The sequence below is a fragment of the Paenibacillus sp. YN15 genome (genome assembly GCF_003285005.1).
Taxonomy (GTDB): domain Bacteria; phylum Bacillota; class Bacilli; order Paenibacillales; family NBRC-103111; genus Paenibacillus_AR.
On the sequence record NZ_QMFA01000010.1, the window covers coordinates 1 to 18,172 of the forward strand.

Here is an 18,172-nt window from a genome sequence, read left to right on the forward strand (position 1 = left end):
GACGCTAGCCGGTGACAAAGGCTTATAGCCGCAGAGCAAACCACCCGTTTGACGGGTGGTCATGATTCTTAGCGCAGCAGCGCCGCCATATCATAGATAATTCCGGCGATTTCTTCGGGGGGCTGCTTCAGCCCGGTTTTTAGCCAGTGCTGGATGAGGCCGACGCTTCCCATAACGACGAACCGGAAATACAGCTCCGCCCTGTCCCCGCCGTTTTCGGCCAAGGTGCTAATGCCGCATTGCTGGTAGATCAGGGTCAGCAGCTCCTTCTGAAAATCCATGTCCCCCTGCTCGCTCATGAGGATTTGAAGATGTTTGCTGTTTTGGGCAAAATAATGGCAGATGCTCTCCAGCACCTTCATGGTTTCACGCTCATCGGTTTTTTCGATAAGAATGGCAACAGCCTCCTTGGCCCATGCCAAAGCTTCATCCCCGATTTTGCGCAGCAGGTCGTACTGGTCGGTATAGTGGGCGTAAAAGGTCGTCCGGTTCAGGTCCGCATGTTCGCACAGCTCTTTGATGGTGATTTTGTTGATGGGTTTGTCCTTCATCAGCTCCATGAGGCTGTCCTGCAGCACCATGCGGGTATAGCGGGTTTTCCGGTCCAGCTTCATTTCTTTCATCTTTCTGTTCCTCCCCTCAACAGATTTTCCGGATATGCATCGAAACCGACATTTGCAGGTTATTGTGTCGGGAAACCAACGTTTTGTATCCATCTGCAGGTTGACAAAGCAACACGGTGTTTATTACGATAGGGAATCAGCAAGCAAAAGTCAAGAGGAGAGAACCTGATGGCCTATATTGAATTTAATCAAGTGGCAAAGCAGTATGCCTCCGAAGGGGTGGTTATCCGCGCGCTGGAGAATGCCAGCTTCTCCGTGGAAAAAGGAGAGTTGGCCGTGATTCTGGGTGCCTCCGGCGCCGGCAAAACCACAGCCCTCAATATATTGGGCGGGATGGATACGGCCACTTCCGGCGAGGTTGTTGTAGACGGCGAAGTGATTTCCGGGTATACCGGCAAGCAGCTGGTGGGTTACCGCCGCACGGACATCGGTTTTGTGTTCCAATTCTATAATCTGGTGCCGAATCTGACCGCCTTGGAAAATGTGGAGCTGGCCGCCCAGGTCCGCCCGGATTCCCTGGACGCCTCCGAAACTCTGGATAAGGTGGGGCTATCCGAACGGAAGAACAACTTCCCGGCCCAGCTCTCCGGCGGAGAGCAGCAGCGTGTATCCATTGCCCGCGCCATTGCCAAAAAGCCGAAGCTGCTTTTGTGCGACGAACCCACCGGCGCTTTGGATTACAACACGGGCAAGCAGATCCTGCAGCTGCTCCAGGACATGTGCCGCACGGAGAACATTACGGTGCTGATCATCACCCACAACTCTGCATTGGCGCCGATGGCGGATAAGGTGATCCATTTCAAGAACGGCCAGGTGGTCAAAATAGTGCATAATGAGCAGCCGACTCCCATCGAGCAGATTGAGTGGTGAGAGGATGAACAGAGCTTACCGGAACGATATCTGGCGCTCCATCCGCAAAGGGTGGAAGCGGTTTTTGTCCATTGCGATCATTACGGCGCTGGGTGTAGGTATGCTGACAGGTCTGTACGCCTCCTGCATGGATATGTATTATTCCGCAGACAAATTCTACGACCGGCAGAATTTGTTTGATATCCGCATCATGTCTCCCGCGGGGCTGACAGAGGAGGACGTAAGGGCGGTCAGCCAGGTGAAGGGTGTGGAAGCGGCCGAAGGAGCTTTTAGCCAAACCGTCCAGACGGAAGTGGAGGGTGCGGGGAAAAGCGCGGAAATGAAGGTGCTTGGTGCAAAGGGAATTAACGCCCCTTACATATTGGAGGGCGCGCTGCCGGCTCAAGCCAAAGAAATTGCCGTCACCCCCAAGTACATGGAGGAAAGCGGAGCCTCCATCGGCGACGCCGTCGCCATCGGCAATGATACGTATACCATTACCGGCGTGGTTCTGGACCCCATGAATATTCAAAGCACCGGCATGGCCAGTGTGTTCCGCGCCACTGTCGCCACCGACTATACCTTTTTTGTGCCTGCCGGCACTGTCAAGAGCCCCATGTTTACAGCCATCTACGCCACCTTGGCGGACGCAAAAGAGCTGGACACTTTTTCCGGTGAATATGAAAAGGCTGTGCGGAAGGTCGTCGAAGAGATTGAACGCCAGCGTGGGCAAACCGGCTCCAATACCGGCGTACCGTGGTATATTCAGGACAGAACCTCCCTGGACAGCTATTCCAGCATGATCAACGACCTGTCCTCCATTGAAGCGGTGGGCAAGGTATTCCCGGTGATTTTCCTCCTGGTGGCCGTGCTGATGAGTCTGACCTCCATGACCCGGATGGTAGAGGAGGAGCGGGGGCTCATCGGCACCTATAAGGCGCTGGGCTTCAGCAACGCCGCCATTTACCGCAAATATCTGCTGTTTGCCTTTATGGCCTGCCTGCTTGGGGGAATGCTGGGGGATCTGTTCGGCTTTGTGCTCCTGCCGCAATTTATCTCCCTTGTGCTGGAGGAGCTGTACACTCTGCCCCAGTATGAGCTGCGCTTCGACATCCTTTATGGGGTGGGCGGCGTCCTCCTGTTCCTGGCAGCCATCCTCGGGGCAACGGCTTTGGCCTGCCGCAGCGAGCTTCGGCAAACGCCGGCCTCCCTGATGCGTCCCAAGGCGCCGCGGGCCGGCTCACGGGTTTTCCTGGAGCGGATATCGGCGGTCTGGAACCGGCTTACCTTCCTGAACAAGGTGACCGTGCGCAATCTGTTCCGCTATAAAAAGCGGCTGTTTATGACGGTGGGCGGCATCATGGGCTGCACCGCGCTGATCCTTTGCGGCTTCGCCATCAAGGATTCCATTGCCGACCTGGGAATCAAGCAATATGAGACGGTTTACCGCTACGATCTGCTGGCCGTTGCCCAGGAGGGACAGTTTGATGCCCTGGTGCAGCAGTTGGCCGCCGACGGCAAGGCGGAGGATTTCCTGGATGTGCGGGCGGACAGCGTGAAGCTGATCAACGCCGAAGGGAAAGCGGAAAAGGTGCAGCTTATGGCGGTTCCCGAAGATGCGGCAATCGGGGATTACATCCGCCTGGAGAGTGTGGACGGAGAGCTGGTTCAGCCGGAGGACGACGGGGTGCTGCTTACCCAGAATGCAGCGCGCATTCTCGGCTTGAAGGCGGGAGACACTCTCGCTCTGGAGGATATGGGGCTCAGGCAGCATGAGGTGACCGTATCCCGGGTTATAAAAAATTACCTGGGCAATACTGTCTACCTGTCCGAGAAGCAGTATGAGGCTTTGTTCGGCGATTTTACTCCCAACGGCTTACTGGCCCATCTGTCTGCGGCATCCGATCAGGAGCAGGCGGCGTATGCGGAGTCGCTGTTGGACAATGACCATGTAGTTTCAGCGGTAAGCACCGCCGCTCTGCTGGAGGAGTACGGCTTCGACCTGATGGATGCGGTGCTGCTCCTGATTATTGTAATGGCAGGCGGATTGGCCTTTGTGGTGCTCTTCACCCTGTCCACCACTAATATCTCGGAGCGCAACCGGGAGCTGGCTACCATCAAGGTGCTGGGCTTTTATGATAAGGAAATGCACCAGTATGTGAACAAAGAAACACTGCTGCTTACCGCGGCGGGGATTCTCATCGGGCTGCCTGTCGGCAGGTTCATCAGCGGCTTTCTTACTGTGGCGCTCAATATGCCGTCCATCCATTTCGCCGTCCATGTGGAGCCGGTCAGCTATCTGATCACTGCGGCCATCACCTTCTGCTTTGCGGTAGCCGTCAATTGGATAACCAATCGGACGCTGAACCGGATTGTCATGGTGGAGGCGCTGAAGAGTGTGGAGTAGAGCAAGCTCCTTATGATTAGCATGTCAAATAGCCGCTCTGCATCGGGCTTCTGATGTTTGGCGGCTGTATTTTTGCACCATTTGACAAAGGACAGACCGGTAGAATATGATTTATTCAACGAACGTTAAGTGAAAACAAAGGAGGTGAAGGTATGGGGGTTAAAGGAAGCCCAAAACGGATGACCAACCGCGACATGCAAGCGGCAGAGCGCAGAGAGCAGATTCTTGCCATTGCAAAGCGGCTATTTGCCGAAAAAGGGTATCATGGCACTTCCATGCGTGAATTGAATAAAGCCATCGGCATGGCGGAGGCCTTGACCTATCATTATTTTCCGGGAGGCAAGCTGGATATTCTGAGGGCGGTTTTGCAGCATGCCCAAGAAGAGCGGATTGCGCGGATTGTTGCTTTTTTGGAGGAAACATTCTCGGGGGAACCGGCATTGGACCAAACTCTGCTGGCTCTGATTGAAGGAATTTCCGGGCAGCTTCAGCATGACCGGGAGTACTTTCTTATTCTGGTGCAGGAGAGAAACCTGCTGGACCAGGAGCAGAAGGAGGTTTTGGAGGCGCTGACCAAACAGTCGTTCCGGGCCATGGAAGACTATTTGCAGAGGCTTTCTGCCCGGGGAGACCTTCGGGTGATAGATTTCGAAATGGCAGCCTCCCAATTTTTATCCCATATTGTAGTCCTGATTATTCAGGGGATGATGAACGGACATGCCATTGGGCAGGAGCAAAGGCAGCGTATCGTTGACTATTATGCAGCATTGTGGTCCCGGTAAGCTGTCTTTTTTTGCTTATTTTATTCAACGAACGTTTGGTTAGTTAATAGAGGAGGAATTTGGATGGAGGAGCCGATCCGGACGGTTGGCCTGACCAAACGGTACGGGCCGCACACGGTGGTGCAGAATGTATCGCTATCCGTACCTTCGGCCGGGAATATACCGACCGGACGGTGAAGGATCTGCTGGCGCTCCCCGTATCCCGCGGAAGGATTGTTTGGGCCAAGCTGGTGTCTGCCCTCATATGGTGTTTCGTGATGACGATGGCGACGTACGGATTTGCGGTGCTCGAGAGGGTGCTGTTCCGCATGCCGGGCCTTACCATGGATGTGGCGCAGCATTATTTCGTTCAGCTCCTGATCATCTGCGGCATGCAGCTCCTGCTGTGCGGTCCTGTCGTATTCACGGCCAGCGCCTCCCGCGGCTATCTGGCGCCGGTTGTTGTTGGCTTGCTGGGGATAGCGGGGACGTTGGGGTGGTGGCGCCGGGCGGATCAGCGGTAGGGGCGCCTGCTCCCCGGATAACTCCGATGTCCTGAAGCGCAGAGGCATGTAAGCGCCAATAATGGATTGCTATCCGCCCAACCCTGCAGCATTTGTCCCATATAGTGATCATGAAATGATTGCTATTCGCCTAAATTGAGCTCTCAATGGGGATTTTGATCAACTTAGCAATCATTTCATGTTCCTTATTTCGCAAAATCTCCGCTTGTTTCCTTAATAGTGGTCATTTGTTGAGCGCTATCGTTTCGCGCCCGCCTCCTAAGCCTGCTTCTGCTCCTTCTCCGCAATAATACTCACCGCGCCCAGATTGTCTTCATATTTGAGGAAGGTCTGCCGCATGGCGGATACCCGCTTGAAGGCGCCGCTCCGGGTGGCGCAGCGGCATCCGATCTTCAGCGTACCCAGCACGCCTTCATCGGAGATGACCCGCTTCATCCGCAGCAGGTGCATGGGGGCGGTATGGACCTCGATGACGCGGAAGCCGTTGCGCTCCAGCAGCCCTTTCCATTCGTCCACGGTTAAGGGCCGGGCATCCACCCGGATCACCTTGGAAATATCCTTGTGGATGGTATCCTTCAGTTCCGAAGAGATGTCATTGGGCTGAAGCGACATTTCGTGGATGGCATAACGGCCGCCGGGCTGCAGCATCCGGTTGGCCTCCCGGATAATCTGCTCCTTCAGACGATCCGGCTGCATGGTCAGCATGGCTTCGCCATAGATAACGGTAGCGGAGCTGTCCGGCAGAGGAGGGTTCCGGGCATCGGCGACCACGCAGGTCTGGTTGGTTCCGTTCAAATAGGACATCACCACGCCCGCCGCTTCCTGATCCTGCTCGATGGCCGTATAAGAGCGCGGATTGCGGCCGAGTGTCAGCTTGGCGGTTCTGCCTACGCCGGGCGCATATTCCACCACCGCATCCTTGGACGAGATGTCCAGGCGATTCAGCATAATCCGCGTTAACTCGATACCGCCCGGCCGGAGCACCGTTTTCCCCAAGTTCGCAAGGACCCAATGCCCGGGTATTCTCGCAAAATCCACGTTTCCTTTAAATGACCCCATCCGTTGAAGACCTCCCCTAATAATATCAGTAGGATAATGATTATCATTATCAATTATAACATAACAAGAAGGCTAAAGTGGAATCTATATTCTATAAATCTCCGATATCCGACTTGGGCCGGCTTCCCCTGGGGGAATAAGAAATTCACCGGACTGTCCGGCGCGCGGCGATTGTTCAATTCTTCATCCTCTTATAAAATATGAAGAAATACAAGGCGAGCAGTATCCTGCTGTTGGACGTGTTCCTATTTCTGGCGGGCTGGGCGTTTTTTTTGGAAAATGAACCTTTGGCCGGTTCGGATTGTTTATTATGCAGCCGGTTGGAAGGAGGCAAGCGCTTGACCGAAAAGGAGTTATTTGAAACCTACAAAAAAGAAGTGTATAAAACCTGCCTGTACATGCTCCAGCAGAAAGCGGATGCGGAGGATGTCTGCCAGGATGTGTTTGTGACGGTGTTCCGCCACAACTGGCGTCAGGTGGAGTATCTCAAAACCTGGCTGCTACGGGTTACAGTAAATCATTGTCTGAACCATTTGAAGAAAAGCAGCCGGCACCGGACGGATGGGCAGCTTCTCCTGTTCCAGCGGCGGCCGGAAACGGCCAAGGCGGCCGAGACCGTTGCCGAGGAGCGGGAAACGGCTATGGAAACCGTGCGGCTGCTGGGACGGCTGCCTGCGAAAATCCGCGCGGCAGTATCTCTGCGGTACCTGCATGAATGCAGCTTGAATGAAATTTCATCCATTCTGTCCATACCCGAAGGAACGGTGAAATCCAGGCTGCACAAGGGGCTGAAGCTGCTGCGCCCGATGATGGAAGCCGGAGGAATGACTTTGGAAAAGGAGGACGCGCACCCATATGGACAAGACGGAAGCCAAGCTTGCTCAATGTATAAATCATGACGAAACCATGGATTATCCAGATTTTGACGCCATGTGGAGCCGGTTGGAGAATCAATTGCCGGAGCCCGGCGCAACCCTTCTTCCCGTACCCCCGGAGACGAAGAAGCGAAAACCGCTGCGGAAAGTAGCGGCAATCGGGGCTTTGGCGGCTTTGCTGGCGGCGGCTCCTGTAGTGGCGGCGGTTGCCGACCGGTGGGATACCATCCTGTCCTACAGGGCCGGGGTGCGTTCCGCTCTGGAGCAAGGGTTGGGGCAAGCTATCGGACAGTCGGTGACCAGAGAGAAAGTGACGGTTACAGTAGAAACTGCCATTGTAGACGAAAACCGGACGGTAATTTTGTTCAGCTTGAACACCAGAGACAAAACGCCGGAGGAAGGGATGTTCTTCAATATTGAGGAAGTGGAGCTGAAGGACGCCAACGGCCAGCCTGTAGAAGGCTGGAAGCAGCTGAATTGGGACCCTGCCGCCAAAACCTGGAGAGGTTACTTCGAATCGGAATGGTCGCCTTCAGAGACTTTGGCCAATGTGACGCTCACATTCCGCAATGTGCAGGCTATATCCCCTGTAGAGCGGGAGCTATCCCTTAAGCCGTTGGAGGAACAGGTGCAAACCTTCGACATCCGGCAGGACGGCATCGGGCAGCTGACCGTAAAGCCTTTTATCCAGGGTGACAAAATGATGTTGAATTCCGCCATCGCTTTCGATCAGCCGGAAGCGCAAAAGTGGGCTTTCCCCCGCATCGGTGTTTTTCACGGGGGTGTACCGGTGTCCGAGGCTGGTACGGGCGCTTTTGGGAAACCGGATGAAAACGGGAATTATACAGGGCAGCAGTCATTCCTGTTGAGCGAACTGAAGCAGGAGCAGGTGGCGTATAAGCTGCTTTACAGTAAAGAGGCAAAGCGGATCAACGCCGATTGGATCTTCGATTTGCAGCTGGATAAGCAGCGGATGGAAAGCGGCACAGTGAAGCGGGAGCTGAACATTCCCCTGGAGCATCTGGACCAGAAGATGACACTGACCCGGATGATTACGACCCCCACCCAGGTCAGAATCAAAGCCAGCCATGACAAATATGCCCGTTTCCCCTTTATGAATTATTCGCTGGAGGTGGACGGCGTTGTTTTGCGGGGAGGGATAGCGGACTCCCACACGAATCCGGAAGAGACGGTGTTCCGGTTTGAGGTTCCGCCTGCGGTGCGGATAACCGAACAATCCGTCGTCAGTTTTGTGGCCAGATACGAAAGAGTCGAGCGCAAGGATGCCAAAGCGCCTATCCCGCTCCGGGAGATCAGCGAAGAGAAAAAGACCATCACTACCGATGTAGGCGGTTATTCCGTGCTCTGGACGTACTTCCGGCAAGACGGCAGCCTATATGTGCAAAGCGAAAGCGGGACCCCGGGCTTCGGTGGAGTCAATCAGACCTACATGCTCAGCGGGGAAAAGCGGGAAGTAGGCCAGAAGATGACTGTCAGCTTCGGAGGAGACGGCAACAATCAGGCCACTGACAAGTATCCGGGGTTTGCGGGCAAGGATGCGGATGTTTATATTTTCTGGTATTACACGGAAAATCCGGACAAGGAATTGCGAACTGTAATTAGCCCGTGATAAACAATCACCCAAAAGTGACGAGATGTTTGGAAGCAAATTCCGGGTACTTTTGGGGGAGCCCCCGAATGAAAATGCGGAACAGCCTGCCCATAACGGGCAGGCTGTTTGTGCTACGTCTTGCGGATGGGAGAGCAAAGGGCGGAAGCTGCCTTACGGTTCATAAGTCTTCAGCACAATGGCCGAATTATGGCCGCCGAAGCCGAAGGAGTTGGACAGACCGAAGCGGAGCTTGGCGGATCGGGCCTGATGGGGAACATAATCCAGATCGCATTCCGGATCGGGATGATCCAGATTGATGGTCGGCGGGATGAGGCCCGTCTGCAGGGATTGCACCAGAGCGATAGCCTCCGCTGCGCCGGAGGCTCCCAGCATGTGGCCGGTCATGGACTTGTTGGCCGTGACAGGGATGCGGCAGGCGTCCTGGCCGAACACACGCTTGATCGCCGTTGTCTCCGAACGGTCGCCGATGACGGTGCTGGTGGCATGGGCGCTGATGACATCGATATCCGCCGCCGCCAGCTTCGCATCGGCCAAAGCCAGCCGCATGGCCCGGGCCGCCCCGCTGCCGTCCTCCGGCGTCGCCACCATGTGGTAGGCGTCTGAGCTGGCGCCGTACCCCACCACCTCGGCCAGGATGCGGGCGTCCCGGCGCAAGGCGTGGGTCAGCGACTCCAGCACCAGAATGCCGGCTCCTTCGGCCATCACAAACCCGTCCCGCTCCGCGTCGAAGGGACGGCTGGCCTGCTCCGGCTCTCCATTGCGCGTGGAGAGGGCGGTGGCATTGGCGAAGCTGGCCAGGGAGATATCCGTCAGCGCCGCCTCCGAGCCTCCCGCCAGAATAATATCTGCTCTGCCCGCTTGAATGCGGTGAAACCCTTCGCCGATGGCGGTATTGCCGATGGAGCAGGCGGTCACCGGGGCCAGGGAAGGACCAAGGGCGCCGTATTTGATGCTGATCATGGCCGCCGCCATATTGGCGATCATCATGGGCACCAGAGTGGGACTGACCCGTTCCGGCCCGCGGGCGGCCAGAAGCTCGCCCTGCCCCATCAAGGTTTGGATGCCGCCGATTCCGGAGCCCACATATACCCCCATCCGCTCCCGGTCGATGCCGTCATCCCGGAAGCCCGCTTGGGTGAAGGCCTGCTCCGCGGCGGCCAGGGCGAACTGGCAGAACCGGTCCATGCGCCGGGCTTCTTTTAAGCCGAATCTTGCAGCAGGATCAAATTCCTTTACCTCTCCGGCAATCTTGACCTTATGCCTGGCAGTGTCGAAGCTGCCGATCAGCCCGATCCCGGATTCTCCACGCACGAGCCGGGACCAGAAGCTCTCCACATCATTGCCCAGCGGCGATATAACGCCCCCCCCGGTAATTACGACTCTTTCCATTATGAACTCAGCCTCCTGGTCATTGTAAGTGATCCGTATTAAGGTTATAATGTCATTCAATATATCCTATTACAAGACAGCGTTTATCCTAGTATAAATACTACTATTTTCCCCGTGATCGAAGGAGGCTTCCTTATGACATCCCAGGTCCGGCTACATGCGCTTTCCGTCTTCCTCAAAAACCAGCGGGCCAAGCTGAACCCGGAGTCGGCAGGATTGCCTTCCGGCGCCAGAAGAAGAACCCCCGGCTTGCGCAGGGAGGAGGTTGCCCAACTGGCCGGCGTCAGCACCACCTGGTATACCTGGCTGGAGCAGGGCAGGGACATCAAGGTATCCACCTCGGTGCTGGACTGTATCGCCACCGCCCTGCAGCTTAATGCCGACGAACGGAAATATCTGCATTCATTGGCGTTTGAAAATGGAGGCGAACCGGTACCCCCCAGGCGGGAAGCCGTCCAGTTGAGTCCATCGCTGCGGAAAATCATCACGGAGCTCACCTACTGCCCGGTTATCGTTTCCGACCGGATGTGCAATATCGTCGGGTGGAATCCTGCGGCCGCATATGTGTTTCTGGACTTCGAGCGTATTCCGCCGGAGGAGCGGAATATGATCCGCCTTCTTTTTACCCGGAAGGAATTCCGGCGGTTGGCAGTGAACTGGGAGCAATTCTCCAGCAGCTTCCTCTCCATGTTCCGCTCCTATTACGGCGAATATGTGGGAGATGGCTGGTATGAACAGTTTTTGGAGGAGATGATGGAGGAGCATCCGGATTTTAAGGCCATGTGGGAAAGCAGCCAGGTCAGCTACGCGCCGGAGGTGCATCTGGAATTCCGCCACGCCCGCGCCGGGAAGATGGTCTACGAGCTTACCTCCCTGAAGGTATATGGCGCAGACGATCTGCGCTGCAACGTGTATACCCCCGCGCCGGACACGAACACGGAGGCCAAGCTGCGGCAGCTGATGGAGGAGCGGCAGGCGGCAGACTGAGCTAACGGCGGCGGAAGCCGCTATTTGCCTCGAATACGCAGCTGGAAATTTGTAACGGCGGCCACGGCCGCTATTTGGACTCAAAAGGGAGATTTTCCCCGAATTCCGCAACAATAAGAGCGCCTGCCGCCGTTAGATTTTGAAAGCTTTCCTTTTTGGCAGAATAAGAGCTCTGGCCGCCGTTAAAATTTCAAGCTTTTCTTAAGACCCTGACCGGGATCGTTCCGGCCGGGGCTTTTGCTGTTGCGGATCAGCCCGAAAAAGGGTTCTGCCGGAAAGTGTCGAATTAGTGAACCATGACGCAAGAGCAATTGACGCTGGCAGAGGTTGAACAAAAGAGGACTTTCGTGGAAATGGAGAGCGGGGGATGGCTATGCAGACGCGATATGTCCGAATTATGGGGACTGGGAAATATTTGCCAAGCCGGATTGTGACAGATGAGGAGATGGATCTCCGCCTGGGAACACCGCAGGGATGGGTCCGCAAAATGACGGATGTCACGATCCGCCATTTCGCAAGCGGCCATGAGACTGCGTCTTATATGGGAGCGAGGGCGGCGGAGGCGGCCTTATCGGAAGCGGGGCTCGATTTCACGGACATCGATTGTCTGGTCTGTACCAGCGGCACCAAGGAGCAGGTGCTGCCCAGTACGGCTGTGCTGATTCAGCGGGCGCTGGGCCAGGAGATGTCCGGCGTGCCCGCCTTCGACATCGATGCTACCTGCCTCAGCTTCCTGGTTGGTTTGGATCTGATATCGTACCTGGTGGAGGCCGGGAGGTACCGGCATGTGCTGCTGGTGTCCTCCGAGATCGCTTCCGTGGGTCTGAATTGGAAGGAAAAGGAGAGTGCGGCATTGTTCGGGGATGGAGCGGCTGCGGTCATTATCGGGCCGTCTGACGGGGAGTCGCGGATTATCGGGTCGGCCCTGCGCACATACAGCAAAGGAGCGGCGCTGTCCGAAATCCGCGGCGGCGGCACACGGATGCATCCCCGGGAGCATCATGCGGGAACGGAGGAAGAGTTCCTGTTTCATATGAACGGACAGGCTATTTTCAAAATGGCTTCCCAGCTCCTGCCCGGTTTTGTGGAGGAGCTCCTGTTGGAAGCGCAGCTGCGGATGGCGGATTTCCAAGCCGTAATCCCCCATCAGGGAAGCGCCATGGCGCTTAGGCTGATGCAGAAAAAACTGGGCATCACCGGGGAGCAGCTGGTGAACATTACGCCCAACCACGGCAATACCATTGCCGCGTCCATCCCGATGGCGCTTCACGAGGCTATCCGGCAAGGGAGGATCGAACGGGGCGGCCGGGTGCTGCTGTTGGGTACTGCCGCAGGGTTGTCTCTCGGAGGGATGACCTTTGTCTATTGAAGCTGCGCCCCCTAACCGCCGCCGAAACATATTGCTGACGGGCGGACGGGCGCCATGTACCCTGGAGCTGGCGCGGGCTTTCCATGCCGCCGGTCACCGGGTGCTGGTTGCGGAGAGCGCCCGCCGTCATTTATGCCGCGTATCCCGGGCTGTGGAGCAAAGCTTTGCCGTGCCGCCGCCCAATGGGGAAACAGCTTCCTTTCTGGAAGCGCTGGAGGCTATCGTGACCCGCGAAGGGGTGGATGTGCTGATTCCCACCTGCGAGGAGATTTTTTTCGTAGCCAAAGGACTGGAGCGGTTGAAGCGACATTGCGCCGTTTGGGCTGCTCCCATTGAAGAGCTGGGGGAGCTGCATAATAAATGGCGGTTTGCCGCTCTTGCCCGGCGGTTGGGCCTGTCTGTGCCCGAAACGCGGCTTATTGCGAATCGTGAGGAATGGCTGGCATACGCGGAAGGGCAGCGGTCGGAGGAGAGTCTGGTGCTGAAGCCGGTTTATTCCCGTTTCGCCTCCCGGGTTCTGTTCCTCAGCTCAAACGATTCCGCCGCCCAACGCAGGCAGATATTGTCCCGGGTTATGCCGGACTTATCTCCGGAAGCCCCTTGGGTAGCTCAGCGGCGCATTGAGGGCCGCCATCTTGCCACCTATAGCATCGCATATGAAGGGGAGCTGGTGGCCCATGGGGCGTATCCATGCCGTTACCGGATCGGGCAAGGGGCTACCGTCTATTTTGAGCCAATCCGCCATGAGCCGTCTCTGGAATGGGTGCGCAAGCTGGTGAAGGCCATCGGATTTACAGGGCAAATCGCCTTCGATTTCATTGAGGAGGAGGGCGGAGGCCTGTACGCTCTGGAATGCAACCCCAGGGCAACCAGCGGCGTCCACCTGTTCGGAGGCAATGCCGGGCTGGTGCAGGCCTTCCTTCAGCCGGAAGCGCTGCGCAGCGCCGGGGTGCTGGTGGAGCCTGCCGGGCAGGCCGGGAGTATGCTCACCGTCCCCATGCTGGCGGCAGGCTTAAGCGGCATCCGCAGCCTCCGGCAGCTGCGCGGATGGGCGAAGGACTTCCATGCTGCCCGCGACGCGGTTTTCCATCGGACGGATATGGGCCCGGCCATAGAGCAGCTGCGGGTTTTGCGGGAGGCGTGGCGAACTGGCAAGACCCATGGAATTTCGCTTACGGAAGCAACAACTATTGATCTGGAATGGAATGGTGAGCCATGACCAAGGCTTTGGTAACCGGAGCCACCGGTTTTTTGGGGCGGCATGTCTGCATGAGGCTTAACAGGATGGGATGGGAGGTCACCGGGACTGGGCGGAGCCTTGCAGCCGGAGCCCAGTTGGAGGCGCAGGGCATCCGCTTCATCCGGGCAGACTTGCGGGACAAGGAGTCCGTGGCGGAAGCCTGCGCAGGGCAAGAGGCGGTATTTCATTGCGGGGCGTTGTCTTCTCCATGGGGACCGTACCGGGAGTTCCACGCCGTCAATGTGGACGGCACCGGACATGTCGCCGCAGGCTGCCTGAAGCATGGAGTCCGGCGGCTGATTCATATCTCTACGCCAAGCATCTATTTTGCCGGGCACCGGGACCGGTTGGGGGTGCGGGAGGACGCGTCGCTTCCGCCCAGGCCGGTCAATGCCTATGCGGCTACCAAGCTCCAGGCGGAGCAGGTGGTGCTTGAGGCCTTCCGGGAAGGGCTGGCCGGACTGATCCTGCGTCCCCGGGCCATCTTCGGTCCCGGAGACACGGCCCTTCTGCCCCGGCTGATGCGGGCAAACGACTCCTCGGGCATTCCTCTTTTCAGAGAAGGGAATGTGATGCTTGATCTGACGTATGTGGACAATGTGGTGGATGCCATGCTGCTGGGCTGGCAGGCGCCGGAGGATGCTCTGGGCCAGGCCTACAATATAACCAACGGGGAACCGGCCAAGCTGCAGGATGTGCTGGCAGAGCTGTTCGCCATATTGGGGACTCCTCTGCGGATGAAAAAGCTTCCGTACCCGGTGGCCTATGGGGCGGCGGCGCTTCTGGAATGGAGCCACCGGCTCCTGCCTATGCTGGGGGAGCCCACCTTCACCCGTTATTCAGTGAGTGTTTTGGCCCAAAGCCAAACCCTTGATATTGCCCGGGCCAGGGAAAAGCTGGGGTATGCGCCGCAGGTGAGTCTTCATGAGGGGCTGCGCCGGTTTGCGGAATGGTGGATGCGGAAGGAAGGTGATGGAGGATGACGTTGGAAAACAGAGTGGAACATACAACAGAACATACAGCAGAACATACAGCGAAACATGCAGCCGAACCTACAGTGGAACACACAGTTGAAAAGGCGGCTTTTTCAGGCTCCGGGACGCTTCTTTCGGGTGTACCTGTAGAGCTGAAGCTGTTAGCGGCGGGGTATTGCCGCCATCCCGAGTTTTTTACGCTGCGGGGCGGATCGTGGAAGGCGGTTCCCTTCCCGGCGGGGTTTGCACTGATCCGCCATCCGGACCACGGCTATATCCTTTTCGACACCGGATATTCCCGGCGTTTTGTGGAGGAGACCCGGCGGCTTCCGCAGCTGCTGTACCGGATGATTACCCCTGTGACCTTCCGGGAGGAAGACAGCGCAGTAAGCCAGTTGAAGCGCATGGGCATCGCGGCGGAGGAAATCGGCTATGTGGTGCTGTCCCATTTTCATGCGGATCATACGGCGGGACTCCGGGATTTTCCCCATGCCCGGTTTATATACAAGCGCGAAGCGTATGCTGCCGTCAGAAAGCTGGGGCCTTTGGCTGCGGTCAAAGCCGGGTATTTGTCCGGGCTGCTGCCGGAGGACTTCGAAGCGCGCTCCAGCTTTATGGAGGACGCAAAGCCTTACCCGCTGCCGGAGGCGTTTCCGTTTGCGGGCGGGTATGATCTTTTTGGCGACGGCAGCCTGGTTGCAGTTGATCTGCCGGGCCATGCGGCCGGGCAAACCGGCTTGCTGCTGCGGACCGGCCATGGGGAATATTTCCTCTGCGCCGATGCCGTCTGGTCCAGCCGGGCTTTCCGGGAGAACCGCAAGCCTCATGCGGCGGCGCGGATCATTATGGCTAATGCCGGGGAATATGAGGATTCCTTCCGGCGGCTTGTCCGCCTCCACGAGGAATTCCCGCAGCTGCGGATTATCCCCAGCCATTGCGGCGATGCGCTTCGTCGGCATGGGAAGGAGGACGGAGCATGATGGGCACAGGCGGCTTGGGCGGGAGAAGGCTTGCCATTTTCCTCGCCCATTATATGCGCACCCGTTACAGGCGGGAGTGGTCCAGCCGGGAAGCCCTGGAGCGTTGGCAGGAGCGGCAGGTGCAGAAGCGGCTCAGGTTGGTTAGAGCCCATTCCCCCTTTTACCGTGAGCTGTGGGGGGACAACCCCTTGGCGGAATGGGACCGGTTTCCGGTCATTGACAAGGCGGTTATGATGGAGCATTTCGACCGTCTGAACACGGCGGGCATCCGCAAGGAGGAAGCAATGGAGACGGCGCTGGAGGCGGAACGAACCCGCAATTTCGCCCCGCAGATCGGCGGCATAACCGTGGGGTTGTCCTCCGGCACCTCGGGCAGCCGTGGGCTGTTTCTGGTCAGCCCCGACGAGCAGGCCGCCTGGGCGGGCATTATGCTGGCGAAGGTGCTGCCGGGGCCATTGTGGAAGCCGGAGAAGGTTGCCTTTTTCCTGAGGGCCAACAGCAATCTGTATGAATCCGTCGGGAGCGGAAGGCTGCAATTCGACTATTTCGATCTGCTGGAGGAGACGGGGAAGCATGTGGAGCGGCTGAACAGATATGAGGCGGGCATCTGGGCCGCGCCGCCCTCTGTCCTCCGGCAGCTGGCGGAGCAAAAGCGCAATGGGCGTTTGACTTCCGCTCCGCGCCGCATCATTTCGGTAGCCGAGGTGCTGGACCCGGTGGACGCGGGGATGATCCGGGAAACCTTCGGCTTGCCCATCCATCAGGTGTACCAATGCACCGAAGGCTTTCTCGCCAGCACCTGTCCGCATGGAACGCTGCATTTGAACGAGGATGTGGTCCATATCGGCAAGGAATATGTGCAGGATGATCCCAGCGGACGCAAGTTCGTTCCCATTATTACCGACTTCTCCCGGACTACCCAGCCCATTATCCGGTACCGGCTGAATGATGTGCTGACGGAGGCGGAGCATCCCTGCCCCTGCGGTTCAGTGTTTACGGCCATTGAACGAATCGAGGGGCGGTGCGATGATATTTTCTATGTGGAGCAGGCCGGGGGCGGCAGGCTGAAGCCGGTTTTTCCCGATTTCATCACCCGTGCTATTCTCGCCGCCTCTCCGGTCATCGAGGAATACCGGGTGATCCAGCATGGGGGAGCGGAGCTTGCCATTGAGCTGCGTCTTGCCGACGGAGTCTCCCGGCCGGAGATTGAGCGGCAGGTTGCGGCCTCGATAGAAGCGCTGATGCGCAGGCTGGACTGCCGGTTGCCGGACCTGACCTTTGCCAACTATATTCACCATCAGGGAGCCCGGAAGCTGAGACGGGTGGAGAGGAGATGGTCCATTGACCAGCCGCGTCTCCCTCTATAGCCGTGAGGAGCTTCATCGGGTGGAGTGGCCGGATACGGAGGATGGGCGTTATGCCAGAGCCTATCTGGAGCCGTTGATGGTACGCGGCGCGGCAAGCTTTATGCCCAATGCGGACACCACCGTTCTTTTGGCCCGGGTGGATGACCTGGCGCTCCCGTTGACAGTAAATGATGCCGAATACGGCAATTCCTACGTCTGCTCCCCATACACCCATTATGTTCGTTATGCCAAGCAGGAGCTTTCCCTTTTGAACCGTCCGCTGCTGGAAAAAGCTCTTGCCGTTCTGCTGGATGTCTTAGGCAGTCTGATGAAACGCTCGCATCTGAACCGGGTGGTGCATATCAACAATTGGCTCCTGTCCACCAACCTGTTCCCGCATATGTCGGAAGCGCAGGCGGTTGCTGTGGTGCAGGCGGTCAAGGAGCGGTACCCGGAGCATGCGTTGGTGATGCGTTCTCTTAGCCCCGCGCTGCACGGGGAGATCATCGGCGCGTTGCAGGCGGCGGGCAGCAAGCTGGTGCCCAGCAGGCAGATCTATCTGTACCGGGCCGGGGACCCGGATTTCGGCAATGCCAAATCCCGCTGGCTGTTGAAGCGGGATGCGGAGCTTTTGGCCAAAACAGGCTATGCCTTTGTTTCCGGAGACGACATCACAGACGTGGATATTCCCCGGATAGCGGAGCTGTACAAGCTCTTGTATCTGGACAAATATTCCTATGATAATCCCCAATTTACTGAAGCGTTCATTGCCCTCGCTAAAGAGACAGGCATATTGACCCTCCACGGGCTGCGCAAGGACGGACGGTTGGATGCGGTGATGGGTTATTTTTGCCGCAATGGCGTGATGACCACCCCTCTCTTCGGCTACGATACCGGACTGCCTCAATCCCTTGGCCTTTACCGGATGCTGTCCGCCTGCCTGCTCCGGCAAGCACGGGAGTATGGTGTGCTGCTTCACGAAAGCGCCGGCGCCGCCGAGTTTAAGCGGAACCGGGGAGCGGTGGCGGATTTTGAATATTCCGTTGTGTTTGACCGGCATTTGCCTTGGGGGAGAAGGTGGTGCTGGACGTTTCTGGAGCGGCTTTTGAACGGGATCGGAGTGCCCTTGATGAAGAAGCTGAAGCTATAATGTGGA

At 57.4% G+C, this 18,172-nt stretch carries 16 protein-coding genes; 13 read left to right on the top strand and 3 right to left on the bottom strand.

All coding sequences use genetic code 11. The annotated features are described in order from the left end of the window. Positions 1-68: 68 nt before the first annotated feature. Positions 69-623 carry a TetR/AcrR family transcriptional regulator gene (locus DQG13_RS10480; RefSeq protein WP_113019709.1) on the bottom strand — a complete coding sequence of 185 codons (555 nt, stop codon included), beginning with the start codon at positions 621-623 and terminating at the stop codon, positions 69-71. A 168-nt stretch (positions 624-791) separates the two neighbouring features. Between DQG13_RS10480 and DQG13_RS10485 the strand changes: the two genes are divergently transcribed. The 4 genes from DQG13_RS10485 (at position 792) to DQG13_RS10500 (ending at position 5,164) form a co-directional block, all read left to right on the top strand. Further along, entirely contained in the window at positions 792-1,493 is a 702-nt protein-coding gene (locus DQG13_RS10485) for an ABC transporter ATP-binding protein (protein WP_113019710.1), read from the top strand. Positions 1,494-1,497: 4 nt separating this feature from the next. Beyond that, positions 1,498-3,879, top strand: a complete 2,382-nt coding sequence (locus DQG13_RS10490) for an ABC transporter permease (RefSeq protein ID WP_113019711.1) — start codon at positions 1,498-1,500, stop codon at positions 3,877-3,879. Between the two features lie 152 nt (positions 3,880-4,031). After that, positions 4,032-4,661, top strand: a complete 630-nt coding sequence (locus DQG13_RS10495; RefSeq protein ID WP_113019712.1) for a TetR/AcrR family transcriptional regulator — start codon at positions 4,032-4,034, stop codon at positions 4,659-4,661. A gap of 173 nt (positions 4,662-4,834) precedes the next feature. Further along, positions 4,835-5,164: an ABC transporter permease gene (locus DQG13_RS10500; protein ID WP_258525624.1), complete on the top strand. Its 330-nt coding sequence runs from the start codon at positions 4,835-4,837 to the stop codon at positions 5,162-5,164. 258 nt (positions 5,165-5,422) lie between these two features. Here the strand turns inward: DQG13_RS10500 and DQG13_RS10505 are convergent, their stop codons facing one another. Continuing rightward, positions 5,423-6,223, bottom strand: a complete 801-nt coding sequence (locus DQG13_RS10505; RefSeq protein ID WP_113019714.1) for a class I SAM-dependent methyltransferase — start codon at positions 6,221-6,223, stop codon at positions 5,423-5,425. Positions 6,224-6,561: 338 nt separating this feature from the next. Here DQG13_RS10505 and DQG13_RS10510 point away from each other — a divergent pair, with 338 nt between their 5' ends. Then, positions 6,562-7,122: an RNA polymerase sigma factor gene (locus tag DQG13_RS10510; RefSeq protein ID WP_113019835.1), complete on the top strand. Its 561-nt coding sequence runs from the start codon at positions 6,562-6,564 to the stop codon at positions 7,120-7,122. Then, positions 7,079-8,728, top strand: a complete 1,650-nt coding sequence (locus DQG13_RS10515; RefSeq protein WP_113019715.1) for a DUF4179 domain-containing protein — start codon at positions 7,079-7,081, stop codon at positions 8,726-8,728. Before DQG13_RS10510 ends, DQG13_RS10515 begins: the two co-directional genes overlap by 44 nt. Positions 8,729-8,881: 153 nt before the next feature. On the opposite strand, the gene fabF is transcribed toward DQG13_RS10515, so the two are convergent. Continuing rightward, positions 8,882-10,120, bottom strand: coding sequence for a beta-ketoacyl-ACP synthase II (gene fabF, locus DQG13_RS10520; protein WP_113019716.1), 1,239 nt, complete (start codon positions 10,118-10,120; stop codon positions 8,882-8,884). A gap of 135 nt (positions 10,121-10,255) precedes the next feature. Here fabF and DQG13_RS10525 point away from each other — a divergent pair, with 135 nt between their 5' ends. From DQG13_RS10525 to DQG13_RS10555, 7 genes are all read left to right on the top strand, one after another. After that, positions 10,256-11,107 (top strand): helix-turn-helix transcriptional regulator, encoded by an 852-nt coding sequence (locus DQG13_RS10525; RefSeq protein ID WP_113019717.1) that lies wholly within the window; start codon positions 10,256-10,258, stop codon positions 11,105-11,107. A gap of 373 nt (positions 11,108-11,480) precedes the next feature. Beyond that, positions 11,481-12,476, top strand: coding sequence for a beta-ketoacyl-ACP synthase III (locus tag DQG13_RS10530; protein ID WP_113019836.1), 996 nt, complete (start codon positions 11,481-11,483; stop codon positions 12,474-12,476). Beyond that, the gene (locus tag DQG13_RS10535) at positions 12,466-13,695 is read left to right on the top strand and encodes an ATP-grasp domain-containing protein (RefSeq protein ID WP_113019718.1); all 1,230 of its coding nucleotides are present in this window, start codon (positions 12,466-12,468) and stop codon (positions 13,693-13,695) included. The genes DQG13_RS10530 and DQG13_RS10535 overlap by 11 nt, the downstream gene beginning before the upstream one ends. After that, complete coding sequence (locus DQG13_RS10540) at positions 13,692-14,699, top strand: NAD-dependent epimerase/dehydratase family protein (protein ID WP_113019719.1); 1,008 nt, start codon at positions 13,692-13,694, stop codon at positions 14,697-14,699. The genes DQG13_RS10535 and DQG13_RS10540 overlap by 4 nt, the downstream gene beginning before the upstream one ends. Positions 14,700-14,773: 74 nt before the next feature. Continuing rightward, on the top strand, positions 14,774-15,670 hold the full coding sequence (locus tag DQG13_RS10545; RefSeq protein WP_258525616.1) for an MBL fold metallo-hydrolase: 897 nt from the start codon (positions 14,774-14,776) through the stop codon (positions 15,668-15,670). Next, on the top strand, positions 15,667-17,037 hold the full coding sequence (locus DQG13_RS10550) for a F390 synthetase-related protein (RefSeq protein WP_309472227.1): 1,371 nt from the start codon (positions 15,667-15,669) through the stop codon (positions 17,035-17,037). Before DQG13_RS10545 ends, DQG13_RS10550 begins: the two co-directional genes overlap by 4 nt. After that, complete coding sequence (locus DQG13_RS10555) at positions 17,012-18,166, top strand: GNAT family N-acetyltransferase (RefSeq protein ID WP_258525617.1); 1,155 nt, start codon at positions 17,012-17,014, stop codon at positions 18,164-18,166. Before DQG13_RS10550 ends, DQG13_RS10555 begins: the two co-directional genes overlap by 26 nt. Positions 18,167-18,172 lie beyond the last annotated feature (6 nt).

Bases quoted from the DNA above. Each gene is read 5' to 3' on its own strand.
- DQG13_RS10480 (WP_113019709.1), bottom strand. From the start codon at position 623: ATGAAAGAAATGAAGCTGGACCGGAAAACCCGCTATACCCGCATGGTG.
- DQG13_RS10485 (WP_113019710.1), top strand. From the start codon at position 792: ATGGCCTATATTGAATTTAATCAAGTGGCAAAGCAGTATGCCTCCGAA.
- DQG13_RS10490 (WP_113019711.1), top strand. From the start codon at position 1,498: ATGAACAGAGCTTACCGGAACGATATCTGGCGCTCCATCCGCAAAGGG.
- DQG13_RS10495 (WP_113019712.1), top strand. From the start codon at position 4,032: ATGGGGGTTAAAGGAAGCCCAAAACGGATGACCAACCGCGACATGCAA.
- DQG13_RS10505 (WP_113019714.1), bottom strand. From the start codon at position 6,223: ATGGGGTCATTTAAAGGAAACGTGGATTTTGCGAGAATACCCGGGCAT.
- DQG13_RS10515 (WP_113019715.1), top strand. From the start codon at position 7,079: ATGGACAAGACGGAAGCCAAGCTTGCTCAATGTATAAATCATGACGAA.
- fabF (WP_113019716.1), bottom strand. From the start codon at position 10,120: ATGGAAAGAGTCGTAATTACCGGGGGGGGCGTTATATCGCCGCTGGGC.
- DQG13_RS10525 (WP_113019717.1), top strand. From the start codon at position 10,256: ATGACATCCCAGGTCCGGCTACATGCGCTTTCCGTCTTCCTCAAAAAC.
- DQG13_RS10530 (WP_113019836.1), top strand. From the start codon at position 11,481: ATGCAGACGCGATATGTCCGAATTATGGGGACTGGGAAATATTTGCCA.
- DQG13_RS10540 (WP_113019719.1), top strand. From the start codon at position 13,692: ATGACCAAGGCTTTGGTAACCGGAGCCACCGGTTTTTTGGGGCGGCAT.
- DQG13_RS10550 (WP_309472227.1), top strand. From the start codon at position 15,667: ATGATGGGCACAGGCGGCTTGGGCGGGAGAAGGCTTGCCATTTTCCTC.